The organism is Paractinoplanes deccanensis (genome assembly GCF_016862115.1).
Taxonomy (GTDB): domain Bacteria; phylum Actinomycetota; class Actinomycetes; order Mycobacteriales; family Micromonosporaceae; genus Actinoplanes; species Actinoplanes deccanensis.
Genome location: NZ_BOMI01000045.1, coordinates 58,130 through 78,451 on the forward strand (window position 1 = coordinate 58,130; position 20,322 = coordinate 78,451).

22 protein-coding genes are annotated in these 20,322 nt (G+C 67.5%); all 22 read left to right on the top strand.

Annotated features, from left to right (window positions below; all coding sequences use genetic code 11):
• Positions 1 to 151: 151 nt before the first annotated feature.
• The 22 genes from rpoB (at position 152) to rplE (ending at position 20,320) form a co-directional block, all read left to right on the top strand.
• Positions 152 to 3,592, top strand: coding sequence for a DNA-directed RNA polymerase subunit beta (gene rpoB / locus Ade02nite_RS13200; protein WP_203761904.1), 3,441 nt, complete (start codon positions 152 to 154; stop codon positions 3,590 to 3,592).
• 97 nt (positions 3,593 to 3,689) lie between these two features.
• Positions 3,690 to 7,580 carry a DNA-directed RNA polymerase subunit beta' gene (locus Ade02nite_RS13205; RefSeq protein WP_203761905.1) on the top strand — a complete coding sequence of 1,297 codons (3,891 nt, stop codon included), beginning with the start codon at positions 3,690 to 3,692 and terminating at the stop codon, positions 7,578 to 7,580.
• A gap of 67 nt (positions 7,581 to 7,647) precedes the next feature.
• A complete protein-coding gene (locus tag Ade02nite_RS13210) occupies positions 7,648 to 8,004 on the top strand; it encodes a hypothetical protein (protein WP_203761906.1) in 357 nt (118 codons plus the stop codon).
• 26 nt (positions 8,005 to 8,030) lie between these two features.
• On the top strand, positions 8,031 to 8,492 hold the full coding sequence (locus Ade02nite_RS13215; protein WP_239168726.1) for a hypothetical protein: 462 nt from the start codon (positions 8,031 to 8,033) through the stop codon (positions 8,490 to 8,492).
• A 454-nt stretch (positions 8,493 to 8,946) separates the two neighbouring features.
• The gene (rpsL, locus tag Ade02nite_RS13220; RefSeq protein WP_014440718.1) at positions 8,947 to 9,321 is read left to right on the top strand and encodes a 30S ribosomal protein S12; all 375 of its coding nucleotides are present in this window, start codon (positions 8,947 to 8,949) and stop codon (positions 9,319 to 9,321) included.
• A 1-nt stretch (position 9,322) separates the two neighbouring features.
• Positions 9,323 to 9,793: a 30S ribosomal protein S7 gene (rpsG, locus tag Ade02nite_RS13225; protein ID WP_043531103.1), complete on the top strand. Its 471-nt coding sequence runs from the start codon at positions 9,323 to 9,325 to the stop codon at positions 9,791 to 9,793.
• Between the two features lie 93 nt (positions 9,794 to 9,886).
• On the top strand, positions 9,887 to 11,983 hold the full coding sequence (gene fusA, locus Ade02nite_RS13230; RefSeq protein ID WP_203761907.1) for an elongation factor G: 2,097 nt from the start codon (positions 9,887 to 9,889) through the stop codon (positions 11,981 to 11,983).
• A 129-nt stretch (positions 11,984 to 12,112) separates the two neighbouring features.
• Positions 12,113 to 13,306, top strand: a complete 1,194-nt coding sequence (gene tuf / locus Ade02nite_RS13235) for an elongation factor Tu (protein WP_203761908.1) — start codon at positions 12,113 to 12,115, stop codon at positions 13,304 to 13,306.
• A 303-nt stretch (positions 13,307 to 13,609) separates the two neighbouring features.
• Positions 13,610 to 13,918 (top strand): 30S ribosomal protein S10, encoded by a 309-nt coding sequence (gene rpsJ, locus Ade02nite_RS13240; RefSeq protein WP_007073037.1) that lies wholly within the window; start codon positions 13,610 to 13,612, stop codon positions 13,916 to 13,918.
• A gap of 13 nt (positions 13,919 to 13,931) precedes the next feature.
• The gene (rplC, locus tag Ade02nite_RS13245; protein ID WP_203761909.1) at positions 13,932 to 14,585 is read left to right on the top strand and encodes a 50S ribosomal protein L3; all 654 of its coding nucleotides are present in this window, start codon (positions 13,932 to 13,934) and stop codon (positions 14,583 to 14,585) included.
• Positions 14,582 to 15,229 carry a 50S ribosomal protein L4 gene (gene rplD, locus Ade02nite_RS13250; protein WP_203761910.1) on the top strand — a complete coding sequence of 216 codons (648 nt, stop codon included), beginning with the start codon at positions 14,582 to 14,584 and terminating at the stop codon, positions 15,227 to 15,229. Before rplC ends, rplD begins: the two co-directional genes overlap by 4 nt.
• Positions 15,226 to 15,528, top strand: coding sequence for a 50S ribosomal protein L23 (gene rplW, locus Ade02nite_RS13255; protein WP_203761911.1), 303 nt, complete (start codon positions 15,226 to 15,228; stop codon positions 15,526 to 15,528). Before rplD ends, rplW begins: the two co-directional genes overlap by 4 nt.
• Positions 15,529 to 15,542: 14 nt before the next feature.
• Positions 15,543 to 16,382, top strand: a complete 840-nt coding sequence (gene rplB, locus Ade02nite_RS13260; RefSeq protein WP_203761912.1) for a 50S ribosomal protein L2 — start codon at positions 15,543 to 15,545, stop codon at positions 16,380 to 16,382.
• A 13-nt stretch (positions 16,383 to 16,395) separates the two neighbouring features.
• Positions 16,396 to 16,677 (top strand): 30S ribosomal protein S19, encoded by a 282-nt coding sequence (rpsS, locus tag Ade02nite_RS13265; protein ID WP_097322773.1) that lies wholly within the window; start codon positions 16,396 to 16,398, stop codon positions 16,675 to 16,677.
• A gap of 37 nt (positions 16,678 to 16,714) precedes the next feature.
• The gene (gene rplV, locus Ade02nite_RS13270) at positions 16,715 to 17,176 is read left to right on the top strand and encodes a 50S ribosomal protein L22 (protein WP_203761913.1); all 462 of its coding nucleotides are present in this window, start codon (positions 16,715 to 16,717) and stop codon (positions 17,174 to 17,176) included.
• A complete protein-coding gene (gene rpsC / locus Ade02nite_RS13275) occupies positions 17,176 to 18,033 on the top strand; it encodes a 30S ribosomal protein S3 (RefSeq protein WP_203761914.1) in 858 nt (285 codons plus the stop codon). Before rplV ends, rpsC begins: the two co-directional genes overlap by 1 nt.
• 3 nt (positions 18,034 to 18,036) lie before the next feature.
• Positions 18,037 to 18,462 carry a 50S ribosomal protein L16 gene (gene rplP, locus Ade02nite_RS13280; protein ID WP_097322770.1) on the top strand — a complete coding sequence of 142 codons (426 nt, stop codon included), beginning with the start codon at positions 18,037 to 18,039 and terminating at the stop codon, positions 18,460 to 18,462.
• A complete protein-coding gene (gene rpmC, locus Ade02nite_RS13285; RefSeq protein ID WP_203761915.1) occupies positions 18,462 to 18,695 on the top strand; it encodes a 50S ribosomal protein L29 in 234 nt (77 codons plus the stop codon). The genes rplP and rpmC overlap by 1 nt, the downstream gene beginning before the upstream one ends.
• The gene (gene rpsQ, locus Ade02nite_RS13290; RefSeq protein WP_203761916.1) at positions 18,692 to 18,970 is read left to right on the top strand and encodes a 30S ribosomal protein S17; all 279 of its coding nucleotides are present in this window, start codon (positions 18,692 to 18,694) and stop codon (positions 18,968 to 18,970) included. The genes rpmC and rpsQ overlap by 4 nt, the downstream gene beginning before the upstream one ends.
• Before the next feature lie 95 nt (positions 18,971 to 19,065).
• Entirely contained in the window at positions 19,066 to 19,434 is a 369-nt protein-coding gene (gene rplN / locus Ade02nite_RS13295; protein ID WP_007073026.1) for a 50S ribosomal protein L14, read from the top strand.
• Positions 19,431 to 19,751: a 50S ribosomal protein L24 gene (rplX, locus tag Ade02nite_RS13300; RefSeq protein ID WP_203761951.1), complete on the top strand. Its 321-nt coding sequence runs from the start codon at positions 19,431 to 19,433 to the stop codon at positions 19,749 to 19,751. The genes rplN and rplX overlap by 4 nt, the downstream gene beginning before the upstream one ends.
• On the top strand, positions 19,751 to 20,320 hold the full coding sequence (gene rplE, locus Ade02nite_RS13305; protein ID WP_203761917.1) for a 50S ribosomal protein L5: 570 nt from the start codon (positions 19,751 to 19,753) through the stop codon (positions 20,318 to 20,320). The genes rplX and rplE overlap by 1 nt, the downstream gene beginning before the upstream one ends.
• Positions 20,321 to 20,322: the final 2 nt, after the last annotated feature.

Here is a 20,322-nt window from a genome sequence, read left to right on the forward strand (position 1 = left end):
GCGCTGCCCTCTGCCTTGAGCCCTGTCAGGACATCCATCAGGATGACTTCCTGGGGGCTCGTCGCAGTGCCCACACAAAAGGGGCAACGCAGACAGTTGCATACCGCAGCTGCAGCCGCATCAGCAGCACCGGTCCTCGGAAGGACGCATCTTGGCAGCTTCCCGCCCTGCGAAGACCAGCCGTACGTCGAGCGCTTACGCACCCCGCCGTGTCTCTTTCGGCAGGATCACCGAGCAGCTAGAGGTCCCCAACCTCCTCGCCCTCCAGACGGAGTCCTTCGACTGGCTGGTCGGGAACGAGGCTTGGCAGGCCCGGTCGACGGACGACCCGCACGCCCAGTCGGGCCTCGCAGAGATCCTCGAAGAGATCAGTCCCATTGAGGACTTCTCCGGCACAATGTCGCTGTCCTTCTCGTCTCCCCGATTCGACGAGGTCAAGGCCTCGATCGAGGAGTGCAAGGAGAAGGATCTGACCTACTGCGCGCCGCTGTTCGTGACCGCGGAGTTCACCAACAACACGACTGGCGAGATCAAGAGCCAGACCGTGTTCATGGGTGACTTCCCGATGATGACCCCCAAGGGGACGTTCGTCATCAACGGCACGGAGCGCGTCGTGGTGAGCCAGCTCGTCCGCTCGCCGGGCGTGTACTTCACCAAGGAGCCGGACAAGACCTCCGACCGCGACCTCTCCAGCGTCAAGGTCATCCCCAGCCGGGGCGCCTGGCTGGAGTTCGACATCGACAAGCGCGACACCGTCGGTGTCCGGATCGACCGCAAGCGCCGGCAGGCCGTCACGGTCCTGCTCAAGGCGATCGGCTGGTCGGCCGACCAGATCCGTGAGCGGTTCGGGTGGTCCGAGCTGCTCATGACCACCCTCGAGAAGGACCACATCGCCGGGCAGGACGAGGCCCTGCTCGACATCTACCGCAAGCTCCGCCCGGGTGAGCCCCCGACCCGGGAGAACGCGCAGACCCTGCTCGACAACCTCTTCTTCAACCCGAAGAGGTACGACGTCGCCAAGGTCGGCCGCTACAAGTTCAACAAGAAGCTCGAGATCGACGTCCCGATCGACCGCGGCACGCTGACCGAGGAAGACATCGTCAAGACCGTCGAGTACCTCTGCCGGCTGCACGCCGGTGAGGAGGGCTACGAGGCCGACGACATCGACCACTTCGGCAACCGCCGTCTGCGCACCGTCGGCGAGCTCATCCAGAACCAGGTCCGTGTCGGCCTGTCCCGGATGGAGCGCGTCGTCCGCGAGCGCATGACGACCCAGGACGTCGAGGCGATCACGCCGCAGACCCTGATCAACATCCGTCCCGTGGTGGCGGCGATCAAGGAGTTCTTCGGTACGTCGCAGCTGTCGCAGTTCATGGACCAGACCAACCCGCTCGCGGGCCTGACCCACCGCCGTCGTCTGTCGGCGCTGGGCCCCGGTGGTCTGTCCCGTGAGCGGGCCGGCTTCGAGGTCCGTGACGTGCACCCGTCGCACTACGGCCGGATGTGCCCGATCGAGACGCCCGAGGGCCCGAACATCGGCCTGATCGGCGCGCTCTCGACGTTCGCGCGGGTCAACCCGTTCGGCTTCATCGAGACCCCGTACCGCAAGGTCGAGGACGGCCGCGTCACCGACGAGGTCCACTACCTCACCGCGGACGAGGAGGACCGGTTCATCAAGGCGCAGGCGAACGCCACGCTGAAGAGCGACGGCACCTTCGCCGACGACCGCGTCCTGGTCCGCCGGAAGGGCGGTGAGGTCGACTACGTGCCCGGCACGCAGGTCGACTACATGGACGTGTCGCCGCGGCAGATGACCTCGGTCGCCACCGCGATGATCCCGTTCCTCGAGCACGACGACGCCAACCGCGCGCTCATGGGCGCCAACATGCAGCGTCAGGCCGTGCCGCTGGTCAAGGCCGAGGCGCCGCTGGTCGGCACCGGCATGGAGTACCGTGCCGCGGTCGACGCCGGCGACGTGGTCGTGGCCGAGGTCGGCGGTGTGGTCGAGGACCTGTGCGCCGACTACGTGACGGTCCACCAGGACGACGGCCACCGCCGCACGTACCTGCTGCACAAGTTCCGCCGCTCCAACGCCGGCTCCTGCGTCAACCAGAAGCCGGTCGTGTTCGAGGGTGACCGGGTCGAGGCCGGCCAGGTCATCGCCGACGGCCCGTGCACCGACGAGGGGGAGATGGCCCTCGGCCGCAACCTGCTCGTCGCGTTCATGTGCTGGGAGGGTCACAACTACGAGGACGCGATCATCCTGTCGCAGCGCCTCGTCCAGCAGGACGTCCTCACCTCGATCCACATCGAGGAGCACGAGGTCGACGCCCGCGACACCAAGCTCGGCCCGGAAGAGATCACCCGCGACATCCCCAACGTCAGCGAGGAAATGCTCGCCGACCTGGACGAGCGCGGCATCATCCGGATCGGTGCCGAGGTCGTGCCCGGCGACATCCTGGTCGGCAAGGTCACGCCCAAGGGCGAGACCGAGCTGACCCCCGAGGAGCGCCTGCTCCGCGCGATCTTCGGTGAGAAGGCCCGGGAGGTCCGGGACACCTCGCTGAAGGTGCCGCACGGCGAGACCGGCACGGTCATCGGCGTCCGTACGTTCTCCCGCGAGGACGGCGACGAGCTGCCCCCGGGCGTCAACGAGCTGGTCCGCGTCTACGTGGCCCAGAAGCGGAAGATCCAGGACGGTGACAAGCTCGCGGGCCGGCACGGCAACAAGGGCGTCATCTCCAAGATCCTCCCGGTCGAGGACATGCCGTTCCTCGAGGACGGCACCCCCGTCGACATCGTGCTCAACCCGCTCGGTGTGCCCTCGCGTATGAACATCGGCCAGGTCCTGGAGACCCACCTCGGGTGGATCGCCAAGACCGGCTGGGAGGTCGAGGGCGACGACGCCGAGTGGAAGCGCCAGCTGCGCGCGATCGAGGCGCACGAGTCCCCCGCGGACTCGAACGTCGCGACCCCCGTCTTCGACGGTGCGCAGGAGGAGGAGATCAAGGGCCTCCTGGAGTCGACCCTGGTCAACCGCGACGGTAAGCGGCTGGTCAACGGCGACGGCAAGGCGCAGCTGTTCGACGGCCGCTCCGGCGAGCCGCTGCCGGACCCGATCTCGGTCGGGTACGTGTACATCCTCAAGCTGAACCACCTGGTCGACGACAAGATCCACGCTCGGTCGACCGGCCCGTACTCGATGATCACGCAGCAGCCGCTGGGTGGTAAGGCGCAGTTCGGTGGCCAGCGGTTCGGCGAGATGGAGTGCTGGGCGATGCAGGCCTACGGCGCCGCTTACGCGCTGCAGGAGCTGCTCACCATCAAGTCCGACGACGTGCTCGGCCGCGTGAAGGTCTACGAGGCCATCGTCAAGGGCGAGAACATCCCGGAGCCGGGAATCCCCGAGTCGTTCAAGGTGCTGCTCAAGGAGCTGCAGTCGCTGTGCCTCAACGTCGAGGTGCTCTCCAGCGACGGCGTGGCCCTCGAGATGCGCGAGACCGACGACGAGGTCTTCCGGGCCGCGGAGGAACTCGGCATCGACCTGTCGCGGCGCCCGAACGAGGGCGTCAGCAGCGTCGAAGAGATCTGACGGATAGCGGCCCCCGAGCGCCGAGCCAATCGGAACGAGGGGGCCGCTCCCGCCGGCCTGGAATCCATTCGAGCAAGAAATACGAGGGATAGACCAAGTGCTCGACGTCAACTTCTTCGACGAGTTGCGCATCGGCCTGGCCACCGCCGACGACATCCGGCAGTGGTCCCACGGCGAGGTCAAGAAGCCCGAGACGATCAACTACCGCACGCTCAAGCCCGAGAAGGACGGACTCTTCTGCGAGAAGATCTTCGGTCCGCAGCGGGACTGGGAGTGCTACTGCGGCAAGTACAAGCGCGTCCGGTTCAAGGGCATCATCTGTGAGCGCTGCGGCGTCGAGGTGACCCGGTCCAAGGTGCGCCGTGAGCGCATGGGCCACATCGAGCTGGCCGCGTCGGTCACGCACATCTGGTACTTCAAGGGTGTGCCGAGCCGGCTGGGCTACCTGCTCGACCTGGCGCCGAAGGACCTCGAGAAGATCATCTACTTCGCCTCGTACGTGGTCACGAGCGTGGACGCCGAGGCGCGTCACCGCGACATGTCCACCATCGAGAACGAGATCTTCGCCGAGAAGCGGCAGTCGGAGAACGGCCGCGACTCCGAGATCGAGAAGCGGGCCGCCAAGCTGGAGCAGGACCTCGCCGAGCTCGAGGCCGAGGGTGCGAAGGCCGACGTGCGCCGCAAGGTCAAGGAGGCCGGCGAGCGCGAGATGCGCCAGATCCGCGACAAGGCGCAGCGCGAGATCGACCGTCTCGACGAGGTGCTCGACACCTTCCGCAAGCTCGACTCCAAGCAGCTGGTCACCGACGAGCTGCTCTACCGCGAGCTGCGGGACCGCTTCGGTGAGTACTTCACCGGTGGGATGGGCGCCGAGGCGATCAAGGCGCTGCTCGAGAACATGGACCTGGACGCCGAGGCCGAGAACCTGCGCGAGATCATCCGCACGGGCAAGGGCCAGCGGAAGATCCGTGCGCTCAAGCGCCTCAAGGTCGTCGCCGCGTTCCTGAACACCCGCAACTCGCCGCTCGGCATGGTGCTCGACTGCGTGCCGGTCATCCCGCCGGACCTGCGCCCGATGGTGCAGCTCGACGGTGGCCGTTTCGCGACGTCCGACCTGAACGACCTGTACCGCCGGGTCATCAACCGGAACAACCGGCTGAAGCGCCTGATCGACCTGGGCGCGCCCGAGATCATCGTGAACAACGAGAAGCGGATGCTGCAGGAGGCCGTCGACGCGCTGTTCGACAACGGCCGCCGCGGCCGGCCGGTCACCGGCCCGGGTAACCGCCCGCTCAAGTCGCTGTCCGACATGCTCAAGGGCAAGCAGGGCCGGTTCCGCCAGAACCTGCTGGGCAAGCGCGTCGACTACTCCGGCCGTTCGGTCATCGTCGTCGGCCCGCGGCTCAAGCTGCACCAGTGCGGCCTGCCCAAGCAGATGGCGCTGGAGCTGTTCAAGCCGTTCGTGATGAAGCGCCTGGTCGACCTGAACCACGCGCAGAACATCAAGTCGGCCAAGCGGATGGTCGAGCGTCAGCGCCCGGTCGTGTGGGACGTCCTCGAAGAGGTCATCAGCGAGCACCCCGTGCTGCTGAACCGCGCGCCGACCCTGCACCGCCTCGGCATCCAGGCCTTCGAGCCGCAGCTGGTCGAGGGCAAGGCGATCCAGATCCACCCGCTCGTGTGCACGGCGTTCAACGCCGACTTCGACGGTGACCAGATGGCGGTCCACGTGCCGCTGTCGGCCGAGGCGCAGGCCGAGGCCCGGATCCTGATGCTCTCGTCGAACAACATCCTCAAGCCGGCCGACGGCAAGCCGGTCACCATGCCCACCCAGGACATGGTCATCGGCCTGTACCACCTGACCCACCAGACGCCCGGCAACAAGGGCGAGGGACGGGTGTTCAGCTCGGACGCCGAGGCGCGGATGGCGTACGACAACGGCGAGCTGCACCTCCAGGCGCCGGTCAAGATCCGTCTCCAGGGCGTCATCGGCGTGGACAACGGCGCCAAGGCCGCCAAGTGGGAGGCGCCGGAGGGCTGGACCGAGGGCGAGCCGCTCCTGGTCGAGACCACCCTGGGCCGCGTCATCTTCAACGAGACGCTGCCCCCGGGCTACCGCTTCGTGAACTACGAGATCCGCAAGGGTCAGCTGTCGGCGATCGTCAACGACCTCGCCGAGCGCTTCCCCAAGGTCGCGCTGGCCGCGACCCTGGACGCGCTCAAGGAGGCCGGCTTCCACTGGGCCACCTGGTCCGGTGTGACGATCGGCATGGGCGACGTCATCGGCCCGGAGCGCAAGCCGGAGATCCTGCAGCGCTACCAGGTCGAGGCGGACCGGATCGACAAGCAGTACCAGCGTGGTCTGATGACCGCCGAGGAGCGTCGCGGCGAGCTCATCGAGATCTGGACGAAGGCGACCAACGAGATCTCCAAGGAGATGGAGAACTCGCTGCCGCACGAGAACCCGCTCTGGGTCATGATCAACTCGGGTGCCCGCGGTAACCTGCTGCAGCTCCGGCAGATCGCCGCGATCCGTGGCCTGGTGGCCAACCCCAAGGGTGAGATCATCCCGCGGCCGATCACCTCGTCGTACCGCGAGGGTCTGACCGTGCTGGAGTACTTCATCTCCACGCACGGTGCCCGTAAGGGTCTGGCCGACACCGCGCTGCGTACCGCCGACTCGGGTTACCTGACCCGGCGTCTGGTGGACGTCTCGCAGGACGTCATCATCCGCGAGGAGGACTGCGGCACCGACCGCGCGATCCCGATGCAGGTGGGCGACCGCGAGGCGGACGGCACCCTGGTCGTGCACGTGCACGCCGAGACCGGTGTGCACGCCCGTACGCTGGCCGACGACATCACGGACGCCGACGGCAACCTGGTCGTCGCCCGCGGCTCGGACCTCAACTCGATCCTGGTCGACAAGCTCGTCGCCGCCGGTGTCGAGAACGTCCGGGTGCGCAGCGTGCTGACCTGCGAGTCGAAGCTCGGCGTGTGCGCGGCCTGCTACGGCCGCTCGCTGCCGACCGGCAAGTCGGTCGACATCGGCGAGGCGGTCGGCATCATCGCGGCCCAGTCCATCGGTGAGCCCGGCACGCAGCTGACGATGCGTACCTTCCACACCGGTGGTGTCGCGGGTGAGGACATCACCCAGGGTCTGCCGCGTGTCCAGGAGATCTTCGAGGCCCGCGTGCCCAAGGGCAAGGCGCCCATCGCCGACACCCCGGGACGCATCCGCATCGAGGACGGCGAGCGGTCGCGCAAGATCATCGTGGTGCCGGACGACGGCAGCGACGAGATCGTGTACGACAAGATCTCGAAGCGCGTGAAGCTGCGCGCCCACGACGGCGACCACGTCGGCGTCGGCGAGAAGCTCACCGAGGGCACCATCGACCCGCACGAGCTGCTGCGCATCATGGGCCCGCGCGCGGTCCAGGTCCACCTGACCCAGGAGGTCCAGGAGGTCTACCGCTCGCAGGGTGTGCTCATCCACGACAAGCACATCGAGATCATCATCCGCCAGATGCTCAAGCGGGTGACGGTCATCGACTCGGGCGCCTCGGAGTTCCTCCCGGGTGTCCTGGTCGACCGGGCGCTGTTCGAGTCGGAGAACCGCCGGCTCGTCGGCGAGGGCGGCGAGCCCGCCGCCGGTCGCCCGGTGCTGATGGGTATCACCAAGGCCTCGCTGGCCACCGACTCCTGGCTCTCGGCGGCCTCCTTCCAGGAGACCACCCGGGTGCTGACCGACGCGGCGATCAACTCGCGCAGCGACTCGCTCGTCGGCCTCAAGGAGAACGTGATCATCGGTAAGCTCATCCCGGCCGGTACGGGCATCAGCAAGTACCGCAACATCCGGGTGGAGCCGACCGAGGAGGCCAAGGCCAAGGTCTACTCGATGACCGGATACCCCGAGACCGACTACGGCTTCGGGCCGGCCAGCGGGCAGGCCGTGCCGCTGGACGACTTCGACTTCGGGTCGTACCGCTAAGGGTCTCTGAACGCCGGGAAGGCGGTCGCGCGACAGCGCGGCCGCCTTTCGGCGTCTTTACTATGGGATGGTGACGCTTCCCGTGGCCGCCCCGCCCACCCGCCACCCGATGGATCCGGATCCCGAGCCGTCCTCGAAGGCACGGGCGGTCTTCGCGCTGGGCCTGGTGGGCTTCCTGACCGGCCCGTTCGTCGGCGGTGTGATTCCGGCCACCGTCGCGCTGCTGCTCGCCCGTCAGGCCGCCCGGCAGGCGTACCAGGCCGGGGGTTATCTGACCGGCTCCGCGTGGATCCGCCGCGGCCGCCGGCTCGCCTGGGCCGGTCTGGTCCTGGCCCTCACGTCGCTGGTGATCGCCGCGATCGCCGGGCTGCTGCACCTCGCCGCGGCGCCGGGCGGCCCCGACTTCGCCCCGGGTACCGACTGACCCCGTTCGGGTGACATGCTCTTGTCATGACGCAGCCGCCGGCGGCCATGCCCTATCCGCCCCCGCCGCCCCCGCCCAACGGGCGCTGGCGGCCCGAGCGGGTCGATCCGCTGCCGGGCACGGAATTCGGGCTGGTGCAGCTGCGGGTCGAGCCCATCACGTCCGGCCTGGCGATCGGCTCGCTGCTCGCCGGCATCGGCTCGATCCTGGTCTCGTCGCTGGTGCTCTGCTTCGGCGTCGCCGGCGCGTCCGGCGGCTGGGGAGGGTGGGTCGGCGGGGCCTTCACCGTCCTGAGCGTGCTGGCCGGCGCGGGCGCTGTGACGCTCGGCATCGTGTCCCGGCGCCAGATCCGCCGATCCGGCCAGGTGGGCCAGGTCCGTTTCACCGGCTCCGGTATCGGTATGGCGGGGATCGCATGCGGATCGGCCGGCGCGGGAATCGCACTGCTGTCCCTGGCGTTGGCATTGGTGTTGCAGTTGTCATCCTGAGTGGCCCCGGTTGTCATGTGAGTGGCCTGTGTCGCCGCCGGCGCCGGATCGGACACCGCGGCGCCGGTTCCGTCAAGCACCCGGTACACTTGTCTCGGAGGTATCCGTCGCGAGGACTGGGTTGCTGATTTTGACCTGGATGCTTGGGGTGGGTACGCTTTCCCCTCGTGCCCGGGCTCGCCCGGGCAACTCGTGCGTGCGCCCGAGTCGGCTGAGCTCTCTCAAGAGCGAAGCGACGGGGTCGGCGATGCGCCGAGCGCGGCACCCCCACGGGGTGCCGACACAGACAAGACCCGTTGCGCGTTGACAAACGCGCGGCGGGACCGTGAGCCGGACGACACGCCCGACCGCGGGTGCCGGACGCCCCCCGGGCAGGGGAGCGCTCGGCGCACAGAGGCATAACTAAGACGGTGCGGTCGCGGTAAGAGCGGCCGAAGGGAGCGGAGAGAACCCGGTGCCCACGATCCAGCAGCTGGTCCGCAAGGGCCGCCAGGCGAAGACGAGCAAGACCAAGACGCCGGCGCTGAAGGGAAGTCCTCAGCGGCGCGGCGTGTGCACGCGCGTGTACACCACTACCCCCAAGAAGCCGAACTCTGCGCTGCGCAAGGTCGCTCGTGTGAAGCTCAGCAGCCAGATCGAGGTGACGGCGTACATCCCGGGCGTCGGCCACAACCTCCAGGAGCACTCGATCGTGCTCGTGCGTGGCGGTCGTGTGAAGGACCTCCCGGGCGTCCGCTACAAGATCGTTCGCGGTTCGCTGGACACCCAGGGTGTCCGCAACCGCAAGCAGGCCCGCAGCCGTTACGGCGCGAAGAAGGAGAAGAGCTGACATGCCGCGTAAGGGCCCCGCTCCGCGCCACCCGGTGGTCGCGGACCCGGTTTACAACTCGCCGCTGGTCACTCAGCTGGTCAACAAGATCCTGATCGGCGGCAAGCGTCAGCTCGCCGAGCGCATCGTGTACGGCGCCCTCGAGGGTGCCCGCGAGAAGAGCGGCACCGACCCCGTGGTGATCCTCAAGCGCGCGATGGACAACGTGAAGCCGACCCTCGAGGTCCGCAGCCGCCGCGTCGGTGGCGCGACCTACCAGGTCCCGGTCGAGGTCCGCACGCCGCGTCAGACCACTCTCGGCCTTCGCTGGCTCGTCCAGTACTCGAAGGCGCGCCGCGAGAAGACCATGATCGAGCGTCTCCAGAACGAGCTGCTCGACGCCAGCAACGGCCTCGGTGCCGCCGTCAAGCGGCGCGAGGACACCCACAAGATGGCGGAGTCCAACAAGGCCTTCGCGCACTACCGCTGGTAAGACCCCGCTGCCGGCCCGGTGACGAAGTGAACCGGGCCGGGACGCAAGTCGTACCGGTTCACGAGACGACGACGAAGAAAAGTAGGGATTGAAGTGGCCGCCGCAGACGCGCTCGCCAACGTACGCAACATCGGCATCATGGCGCACATCGATGCCGGTAAGACCACGACTACTGAGCGAATCCTGTTCTACACCGGCATCACGTACAAGATCGGTGAGGTCCACGAGGGCGCCGCCGTCATGGACTGGATGGAGCAGGAGCAGGAGCGCGGTATCACGATCACTTCCGCCGCCACGAAGTGCGAGTGGAAGGGCCACACGATCCAGATCATCGACACGCCCGGCCACGTCGACTTCACGGTCGAGGTGGAGCGGTCGCTGCGCGTGCTGGACGGTGCGGTGGCGGTCTACGACGGCGTCGCCGGCGTGGAGCCCCAGACCGAGAACGTGTGGCGGCAGGCGGACAAGTACCACGTCCCCCGGATGTGCTTCGTCAACAAGCTCGACCGGACCGGCGCGGACTTCTTCCGCTGCGTGCAGATGATGATCGACCGGCTCAACGCCACCCCGCTGGTGCTCCAGATCCCGATCGGGCTCGAGAGCGACCACATCGGTGTCGTCGACCTGATCGGCATGCGCGCGCTCACCTGGCGTGGTGAGACCCAGAAGGGTGAGGACTACGCCGTCGAGGAGATCCCGGCCGACCTGGTCGACTCCGCGAACGAGTGGCGCGAGAAGCTGATCGAGACCCTGGCCGACGTCGACGACGCGGTCATGGAGAAGTACCTCGAGGGCGAGGAGCTCTCGGTCGACGAGATCAAGGCCGCCATCCGGCGCGCCACGATCGCCAGCAAGGCCAACCCGGTGCTGTGCGGCTCGGCGTTCAAGAACAAGGGCGTGCAGCCCATGCTCGACGCCGTTGTCGACTTCCTGCCGTCGCCGCTGGACATCCCGGCCATCGAGGGCACCGCGACGGACGGCGAGACGCCGATCCAGCGCAAGCCGTCGAACTCCGAGCCGTTCTCGGCGCTGGCCTTCAAGATCCAGACCGACAAGCACCTCGGCAAGCTCACCTACGTGCGGGTCTACTCCGGCACGCTCGACTCCGGCGCCCAGGTGGTCAACTCCACCAAGGACCGGAAGGAGCGGATCGGCAAGATCTACCAGATGCACGCGAACAAGCGTGAGGAGCGCGCCACCGCGCACGCCGGCGACATCATCGCCGTGCAGGGTCTCAAGCAGACCACCACCGGTGACACGCTCAGCGACCCGGCCAACCCGGTCATCCTGGAGTCGATGACCTTCCCGGAGCCGGTTATCCAGGTCGCCATCGAGCCGAAGACCAAGTCGGACCAGGAGAAGCTGGGCACCGCGATCCAGCGCCTCGCCGAGGAGGACCCGACCTTCCGGGTCTTCAACGACGAGGAGACCGGTCAGACGATCATCGCCGGCATGGGCGAGCTCCACCTGGACATCCTGGTGGACCGCATGCGCCGCGAGTTCAACGTCGAGGCGAACATCGGTAAGCCGCAGGTGGCCTACCGCGAGACGATCCGCGGCACCGTGGAGAAGCACACCTTCGTCCACAAGAAGCAGACCGGTGGCTCCGGCCAGTACGCGAAGGTCGTCGTCACGATCGAGCCGCTGCCGCTCACGGCGGACGGCCCGACGTACGAGTTCGTCAACGCGGTGACCGGTGGTCGCGTCCCCAAGGAGTTCATCCCCTCGGTCGACGCGGGTGCGCAGGACTCGATGCAGTACGGCGTCCTCGCCGGCTACCCGCTGGTCGGCGTGAAGTTCACGCTGGTCGACGGCCAGTACCACGAGGTCGACTCGTCCGAGATGGCGTTCAAGATCGCCGGCTCCATGGCGCTGAAGGAGGCGGCCCGCAAGGCCGACCCGACGCTGCTCGAGCCGATGATGGCCGTCGAGGTGACCACGCCCGAGGACAACATGGGCGACGTCATCGGCGACCTCAACTCGCGACGTGGCATCATCCAGTCGATGGAGGAGCGTTCCGGCGCCCGCGTCGTCAAGGCTCTGGTTCCGCTCTCCGAGATGTTCGGCTACGTCGGCGACCTTCGGTCGAAGACTGCCGGCCGGGCTAGCTACAGCATGCAGTTCGACTCCTACGCCGAGGTCCCGCAGGGCGTCGCGAAGGAGATCATCGCGAAGGCGACGGGCGCCTAGTCCCAGCCGGCGCGTTGAGGCGCGTGCGGTTCGTCGAGGACCGCACGCGCACGAGCAGTCGACAGAGTCCCCATCGCCTTATCGGGCGTGCCGGGCGAAAGTAAAACCACAGTCCACAGGAGGACACCAGTGGCGAAGGCGAAGTTCGAGCGGACTAAGCCGCACGTCAACATCGGCACCATTGGTCACATCGACCACGGTAAGACGACGCTGACTGCGGCCATCACCAAGGTCCTGCACGACCAGTACCCGGACCTGAACCCGTACACCCCGTTCGACGAGATCGACAAGGCGCCGGAGGAGAAGGCCCGCGGCATCACGATCTCGATCGCGCACGTCGAGTACCAGACCGCGGCGCGCCACTACGCGCACGTGGACTGCCCCGGCCACGCCGACTACATCAAGAACATGATCACCGGTGCCGCGCAGATGGACGGCGCGATCCTGGTGGTCGCCGCGACCGACGGCCCGATGCCGCAGACCAAGGAGCACGTGCTCCTGGCCCGCCAGGTCGGTGTTCCGTACATCGTCGTCGCCCTGAACAAGAGCGACATGGTCGAGGACGAGGAGCTCCTGGAGCTCGTCGAGCTCGAGGTTCGCGAGCTGCTCAGCACCTACGAGTTCCCGGGCGACGACGTGCCGGTCGTGCGCGTCTCGGCGCTCAAGGCTCTCGAGGGCGACGCCGAGTGGACCGAGCGCCTCATGGAGCTGATGAACGCGGTCGACACCGCGATCCCGCAGCCCGAGCGTGAGACCGACAAGCCGTTCCTCATGCCGATCGAGGACGTGTTCACGATCACCGGTCGTGGCACCGTCGTCACCGGCCGGGCCGAGCGCGGCATCCTCAAGCCGAACGAGGAGGTCGAGATCGTCGGTATCCGCGAGAAGTCGATCAAGACCGTCTGCACCGGCATCGAGATGTTCCGCAAGCTGCTCGACGAGGCCCGCGCGGGTGAGAACGTCGGTCTGCTGCTCCGCGGTATCAAGCGCGAGGACGTCGAGCGCGGCATGGTCGTCATCAAGCCGGGCACCACGACCCCGCACACGGAGTTCGAGGGCCAGGTCTACATCCTCTCCAAGGAGGAGGGCGGCCGGCACACCCCGTTCTTCCAGAACTACCGCCCGCAGTTCTACTTCCGCACCACGGACGTCACCGGCGTCGTCACGCTGCCCGAGGGCACCGAGATGGTCATGCCCGGCGACTCCACCACCATGTCGGTCAAGCTGATCCAGCCGATCGCCATGGAGCAGGGCCTGAAGTTCGCGATCCGCGAGGGTGGCCGCACGGTCGGCGCCGGTACGGTCACGAAGATCAACAAGTAAGGTCGCCGACCCCGATTAGCAATGCTGGGTTCAATCCGGCATACTAGTCAGGTTGCGTCCGAGCGGGGTGGGTAGCTGCCTTGGCAGCTGCCCACCCTCGCCGGGTGTCTGGGGTGTGTTTCAACCCCCGTTTGACACCTCAAGATCCCCGCGATCTGGAAAGCTGCTGTGCGCAGCTTTCTGAGTGCAGGCGCGACACGCCCGACCGCGGGGGTCGGACAACGCAGGATCGACGGTCCTGCGGGCATGCGAGGGCACCGCTTTCGCACGTAGCGGCATCGAGAGAAGGAAACAGAAGCCACCATGGCGGGACAGAAGATCCGCATCCGGCTCAAGGCCTATGACCACGAGGTCGTCGACTCCTCGGCGCGGAAGATCGTCGAGACGGTGACGCGTACCGGGGCGCAGGTTGCTGGCCCGGTGCCGCTGCCCACGGAGATCAACCGTTTCTGCGTCATCCGCTCGCCGCACAAGTACAAGGACTCGCGCGAGCACTTCGAGATGCGCACGCACAAGCGGCTGATCGACATCATCGACCCGACTCCCAAGACGGTCGACTCGCTCATGCGCCTCGACCTGCCGGCTGGCGTCGACATCGAGATCAAGCTGTAGGGATCTGCGACTAATGGACAGGCAAGTGAAGGGGATCCTGGGCGCCAAGCTCGGCATGACCCAGGTCTGGGACAACAACAAGGTCGTCCCGGTGACCGTGGTGCAGGCCGGCCCTTGCGTCGTGACCCAGGTCCGCACCGATGACAAGGACGGCTACGCCGCCGTTCAGCTCGCGTACGGCGCGATCGACCCGCGTAAGGTCAACAAGCCGGAGAGCGGCCACTTCGCGAAGGCCGGCGTCTCGCCGCGCCGCCACGTGGTCGAGCTGCGCACGACCGACGCCGGCGAGTACGAGCTCGGCCAGGAAGTCACGGTCGACGCTTTCGAGGTCGGCACGTCGATCGACGTGACCGGCAAGACCCGCGGTAAGGGCTACGCCGGTGTGATCAAGCGCCACGGCTTCCACGGCCTCCGCGCCAGCCACGGTGTCGAGCGCAAGCACCGCTCCCCGGGCTCGATCGGCGCCTGCGCCACCCCCGGCCGCGTCTTCAAGGGCGTCCGGATGGCGGGCCGCATGGGCAGCCAGCGCTTCACCGTGCAGAACCTGACCGTGCAGGCGGTGGACACCGAGAACAACCTGATCCTGGTCAAGGGCGCTGTGCCCGGCCCCAAGGGCGCGCTCGTTCTGGTCCGCACCGCGGCGAAGAAGAAGGGCGGTGCCAAGTGAGCTCGGTTGACGTGATCAACGCCGAGGGCAACAAGGCCGGCTCGGTCGAGCTGCCGGAGTCGGTCTTCGACGTCCAGGCGAACATCCCGCTGATGCACCAGGTCGTGGTGGCCCAGCTCGCGGCCGCCCGCCAGGGCACGCACAAGGCGAAGTCCCGCGGCGAGGTCGCCGGCGGCGGCAAGAAGCCGTACAAGCAGAAGGGCACCGGTCGCGCCCGCCAGGGCTCGATCCGCGCGCCGCAGTTCACCGGCGGTGGCGTCGTGCACGGTCCCGTGCCGCGCGACTACAGCCAGCGGACCCCCAAGAAGATGAAGGCCGCCGCCCTGCGTGGCGCCCTCTCCGACCGGGCCCGCGACGGCCGGGTGCACGTGGTCGAGTCCTTCGTCACCGGCGAGACGCCGTCGACCAAGGCCGCCATCGCCACGCTGCGCAAGGTCGCACAGACCAACAAGGTTCTGGTCGTGCTCAGCAGCACCGACGAGCTCAACTGGCTGTCGCTGCGCAACGAGGTCACGGTTCACCTGCTCGAGGCCGGACAGCTCAACACGTACGACGTGCTGGTCGCCGACGAGGTTGTGTTCACCAAGGACGCGCTCGACGAGTTCCTGGGCACCCCGGTGACGGCCGAGGAGGGGAACAAGTGACCACGATCGCTGACCCGCGCGACATCATCGTCCGCCCGGTGGTCTCCGAGAAGAGCTACAGCGTCCTGGACCAGAACTGGTACACGTTCGAGGTCCACCCGGACGCGAACAAGACCGCGATCAAGATCGCGATCCAGCAGATCTTCAACGTCCGCGTGCTCACGGTCAACACCGCGAACCGCGAGGGCAAGCGCAAGCGCACCCGCACCGGTTTCGGGCAGCGCAAGGCGACGAAGCGCGCGATGGTCAAGCTGGCTGACGGCGACCGTATCGAGGCCTTCGGCGGCCCGGTCAGCTAAGGGGTTAGAAGACAATGGCTATCCGTAAGTACAAGCCGACCACGCCGGGCCGTCGCGGCTCCAGCGTCGCCGACTTCGCCGAGATCACCCGGTCGACGCCGGAGAAGTCCCTGCTGGCTCCGCTGCCCAAGAAGGGTGGCCGCAACGTCCACGGCCGCATCACCACGCGGCACCAGGGCGGTGGCCACAAGCGGCAGTACCGGCTGATCGACTTCAAGCGGGTCGACAAGGACGGCGTGCCGGCCAAGGTCGCGCACATCGAGTACGACCCCAACCGCACGTCGCGCATCGCGCTGCTGCACTACGCCGACGGCGAGAAGCGCTACATCCTCGCGCCGAAGGACCTCAAGCAGGGCGACCGGGTCGAGTCGGGCCCCGGCGCGGACATCAAGCCGGGCAACAACCTGCCCCTGCGCAACATCCCGGTCGGTACGACGGTCCACGGTGTGGAGCTTCGTCCCGGCGGTGGCGCCAAGCTGGCCCGCTCGGCCGGTGTCGGCATCCAGCTGCTCGGCCGTGAGGGCGCGTACGCCACGCTGCGTATGCCCTCCGGTGAGATCCGCCGGGTCGACATCCGTTGCCGCGCCACGGTCGGCGAGATCGGCAATGCCGAGCAGTCGAACATCAACTGGGGCAAGGCCGGCCGCATGCGGTGGAAGGGCAAGCGCCCGACCGTCCGCGGTGTCGCCATGAACCCGATCGACCACCCGCACGGTGGTGGTGAGGGCAAGACCTCCGGTGGTCGCCACCCGGTCAACCCGGCTGGTAAGCCCGAGGGCCGTACCCGCCGCAAGGGCCAGGAGAGCGACAAGCTGATCGTTCGCCGCCGCTACGCCACCCGCAAGCGCGGGTAACGGGAGTTAGAAGATGCCACGCAGCCTGAAGAAGGGCCCGTTCGTCGACGACCACCTGCTCAAGAAGGTGGAAGTCCAGAACGAGAAGAACTCGAAGAACGTCATCAAGACCTGGTCGCGCCGCTCGATGATCATCCCCGACATGCTCGGGCACACGATCGCCGTGCACGACGGGCGCAAGCACGTCCCGGTGTTCATCACCGAGGCCATGGTCGGCCACAAGCTCGGCGAGTTCGCTCTGACCCGTACGTTCAAGGGTCACGAGAAGGACGACCGCAAGAGCCGCCGCCGCTAAGCAGATACACGGATCAGAGGATTTAGGAGCTACAGCGATGCCAGTCAAGGGCGACGCTCCGGTGCTTCCGGGCGCGCGGGCGGTTGCGCGGCACGTGCGCATCTCGCCGAACAAGGCGCGCCGGGTGGTCAACCTCGTCCGCGGTCTGCCCGCGAAGGAGGCGCTCACCGTCCTGCAGTTCGCGCCGCAGGCCGCGAGCGAGCAGGTCTACAAGGTGCTTGCCAGCGCCATCGCGAACGCGGAGAACAACGAGCGGCTCGACCCCGACGCGCTCCTCGTCAGCGAGGCGTTCGTCGACGAGGGCCCGACGCTCAAGCGTTTCCGTCCGCGGGCGCAGGGCCGGGCGTACCGGATCCGCAAGCGCACCTGTCACATCACGATCGCCGTCGAGGCGGTCCAGGTCGCACGGCCCGCCAAGAAGGCGGCCGCGGCGAAGAAGGCGGCGCCGGCCAAGGCCGCGCCCGCTGCCGAGTCCCAGACCACGGAGGAGTCCGAGTAATGGGCCAGAAAGTTCACCCCACCGGATTCCGCCTCGGTATCTCCACCGACTGGAAGTCCCGCTGGTTCGCCGACAAGCTCTACAAGGACTACATCGGCGAGGACGTCAAGATCCGTCGCATGATGTCCAAGGGCCTCGAGCGCGCCGGCATCTCGAAGGTGGACATCGAGCGGACCCGTGACCGGGTGCGAGTCGACATCCACACCGCCCGGCCGGGCATCGTCATCGGCCGCAAGGGCGCCGAGGCCGACCGCATCCGCGGCGAGCTCGAGAAGCTCACCGGCAAGCAGGTCCAGCTCAACATCCTCGAGGTGAAGAGCCCGGAGTCGGACGCTCAGCTCGTGGCGCAGGGCGTCGCCGAGCAGCTGTCCTCCCGGGTCAGCTTCCGCCGGGCGATGCGCAAGGCCATGCAGTCGGCCATGAAGAACCCGATCTGCAAGGGCATCCGGGTGCAGGTCTCCGGCCGTCTCGGCGGCGCGGAGATGAGCCGCACGGAGTTCTACCGTGAGGGTCGCGTCCCGCTGCACACGCTGCGCGCCAACATCGAGTACGGCTTCTTCGAGGCCCGCACGACGTTCGGCCGCATCGGCGTGAAGGTCTGGATCTACAAGGGCGACGCCGTTCCGGGTCGCGAGGTCGTCACCGAGGCTCCGGCGCGCCCGCGCCGCGACCGTGGTGACCGCCCCGACCGTCCGCGTCGTGGCCGTTCCGGCTCGTCGGGCACGACGGCCGGCGGCACCGAGGCCGGTCGCGCGGCCGCGCAGGCTCGTGGTGGCGACACCCCGACCGGCGAGAACACGAACGACGCCGCGGTCGCCGCGGCTCCGGCTCAGGCCGAAACGCAGCAGGAGGGCTGACAGATGCTGATGCCGCGTAAGCCCCCGAAGGGCTTCCGCAAGCCGCACCACCCGGACCGCCACGGCGCGTCCAAGGGCGGCAACCGGGTCGTCTTCGGCGAGTTCGGTATCCAGGCGCTGGAGCCCGCGTACGTGACCAACCGGCAGATCGAGTCGGCCCGTATCGCGATGACCCGTCACATCAAGCGTGGCGGCAAGGTCTGGATCTCGGTCTTCCCCGACAACGCGCTCACGAAGAAGCCGGCCGAAACCCGTATGGGTTCCGGTAAGGGCTCTCCGGAGTGGTGGGTCGCGAACGTCAAGCCGGGCCGGATCCTCTTCGAGATGTCCTTCCCGAACGAGACGATCGCGCGCGAGGCGATGCGCCGCGCGATCCACAAGCTCCCGATGAAGTGCCGCATCGTGACACGCGAAGTGGGTGAAAGCTGATGGCAGCGGGCGTTAAGGCAGCCGAGCTGCGCGAGCTCTCCGGTGAGGAGCTGGTCGCGCGGCTGCGGGAGGCCAAGGCGGAGCTGTTCAACCTTCGCGTGCAGGGCGCGACCGGCCAGCTCGACAATCACCGTCGGCTGCAGGTCGTCCGCAAGGACATCGCGAAGATCTACACGATCATGCGTGAACGCGAGCTGGGGCTCTCGGTTGCGCCGGATGAGGTGACAGCATGAGTGACGAGAGCACGGCCACCTCGGCCCGGGCGACCCGTAAGGTTCGCGAGGGCCTGGTGGTCAGCGACAAGATGGACAAGACCGTCGTCGTCGAGGTCGAGGACCGCGTGAAGCACGCCCTCTACGGCAAGGTTCTGCGTCGCACCCGCAAGCTCAAGGTGCACGACGAGCAGAACGCGTGCGGCATCGGCGACCGGGTTCTCCTCATGGAGACCCGTCCGCTGTCGGCCACCAAGCGGTGGCGTGTCGTAGAGATCCTCGAAAAGGCCAAGTGAGTGCGCCGGGGCCGGCTCGCAGCCGGCCCCGGCCCACCATCGTTCCGCCAAGCTTCGGCCCCCGGCTGAAGAACTGGCAGACATAGGAGACAGACGTGATCCAGCAGGAGTCGCGACTGCGCGTCGCCGACAACACGGGTGCCCGGGAGATCCTGTGCATCCGCGTACTCGGCGGCTCCGGTCGCCGTTACGCGAGCATCGGCGACGTCATCGTGGCCACGGTCAAGGACGCCATCCCCGGCGCCGGTGTGAAGAAGGGTGACGTCGTCAAGGCCGTCGTCGTTCGCACCGCGAAGGAGAAGCGCCGTCCGGACGGCTCGTACATCCGCTTCGACGAGAACGCCGCCGTCATCATCAAGGACGGTGGGGACCCCCGCGGTACCCGCATCTTCGGCCCGGTCGGCCGCGAGCTGCGCGACAAGCGGTTCATGAAGATCATCAGCCTGGCGCCGGAGGTGCTCTGACCGTGAAGATCAAGAAGGGCGACACGGTCGTCGTCATCGCCGGCAAGGACAAGGGTGCCAAGGGCAAGGTCATCGCGGCCTACCCGCGGCAGGACAAGGTCCTGGTCGAGGGCGTCAACCGCGTCAAGAAGCACGAACGCATTCGCACCACGCAGCGTGGTTCGAAGACCGGTGGCATCGTGACCCAGGAAGCCCCCATCCACATCTCGAACGTGCAGATCGTGGACGACCAGGGCAAGCCGACCCGCATCGGGTACAAGGTCGACGAGAACGGCACCAAGGTCCGTATCGCGCGTACGACCGGTAAGGAAATCTGATGACTGCCGCCACCGAGACCAAGACGCTGCCGCGTCTGAAGCAGAAGTACCGCTCGGAGGTCGTTCCGGCCCTCCAGGAGCAGTACAAGTACGGCAACCCCATGCAGGTTCCCGGCCTGGTGAAGGTCGTCGTGAACATGGGTGTTGGCGAGGCCGCCCGCGACGCCAAGCTGATCGACGGCGCCGTGCGTGACCTGACCACCATCACCGGTCAGAAGCCGCTGGTGCGGCGGGCGACCAAGTCCATCGCGCAGTTCAAGCTGCGTGAGGGCATGCCGATCGGCGCGAAGGTGACCCTGCGCAACGACCGGATGTGGGAGTTCCTCGACCGTCTGCTGTCGATCGCCCTCCCGCGTATCCGCGACTTCCGCGGCCTCGACGGGCGCAAGCTCGACGGGCACGGCAACTACACCTTCGGCCTGACCGAGCAGTCGGTGTTCCACGAGATCGACCAGGACAAGATCGATCGGCCGCGGGGCATGGACATCACGGTGGTCACCACCGCGACGACCGACGACGAGGGCCGGGCGCTGCTCAAGCTCCTGGGCTTCCCGTTCAAGGAGAACTGAGC

Coding starts and splice junctions, on each gene's coding strand:
- Ade02nite_RS13210 (WP_203761906.1), top strand. CDS start 7,648: ATGGTGACGCTTCCCGTGGCCGCCCCGCCCACCCGCCACCCGATGGAT.
- Ade02nite_RS13215 (WP_239168726.1), top strand. CDS start 8,031: ATGACGCAGCCGCCGGCGGCCATGCCCTATCCGCCCCCGCCGCCCCCG.
- rpsG (WP_043531103.1), top strand. CDS start 9,323: ATGCCGCGTAAGGGCCCCGCTCCGCGCCACCCGGTGGTCGCGGACCCG.
- rpsJ (WP_007073037.1), top strand. CDS start 13,610: ATGGCGGGACAGAAGATCCGCATCCGGCTCAAGGCCTATGACCACGAG.
- rplC (WP_203761909.1), top strand. CDS start 13,932: ATGGACAGGCAAGTGAAGGGGATCCTGGGCGCCAAGCTCGGCATGACC.
- rplB (WP_203761912.1), top strand. CDS start 15,543: ATGGCTATCCGTAAGTACAAGCCGACCACGCCGGGCCGTCGCGGCTCC.
- rpsS (WP_097322773.1), top strand. CDS start 16,396: ATGCCACGCAGCCTGAAGAAGGGCCCGTTCGTCGACGACCACCTGCTC.
- rplV (WP_203761913.1), top strand. CDS start 16,715: ATGCCAGTCAAGGGCGACGCTCCGGTGCTTCCGGGCGCGCGGGCGGTT.
- rpsC (WP_203761914.1), top strand. CDS start 17,176: ATGGGCCAGAAAGTTCACCCCACCGGATTCCGCCTCGGTATCTCCACC.
- rplP (WP_097322770.1), top strand. CDS start 18,037: ATGCTGATGCCGCGTAAGCCCCCGAAGGGCTTCCGCAAGCCGCACCAC.
- rpmC (WP_203761915.1), top strand. CDS start 18,462: ATGGCAGCGGGCGTTAAGGCAGCCGAGCTGCGCGAGCTCTCCGGTGAG.
- rpsQ (WP_203761916.1), top strand. CDS start 18,692: ATGAGTGACGAGAGCACGGCCACCTCGGCCCGGGCGACCCGTAAGGTT.
- rplE (WP_203761917.1), top strand. CDS start 19,751: ATGACTGCCGCCACCGAGACCAAGACGCTGCCGCGTCTGAAGCAGAAG.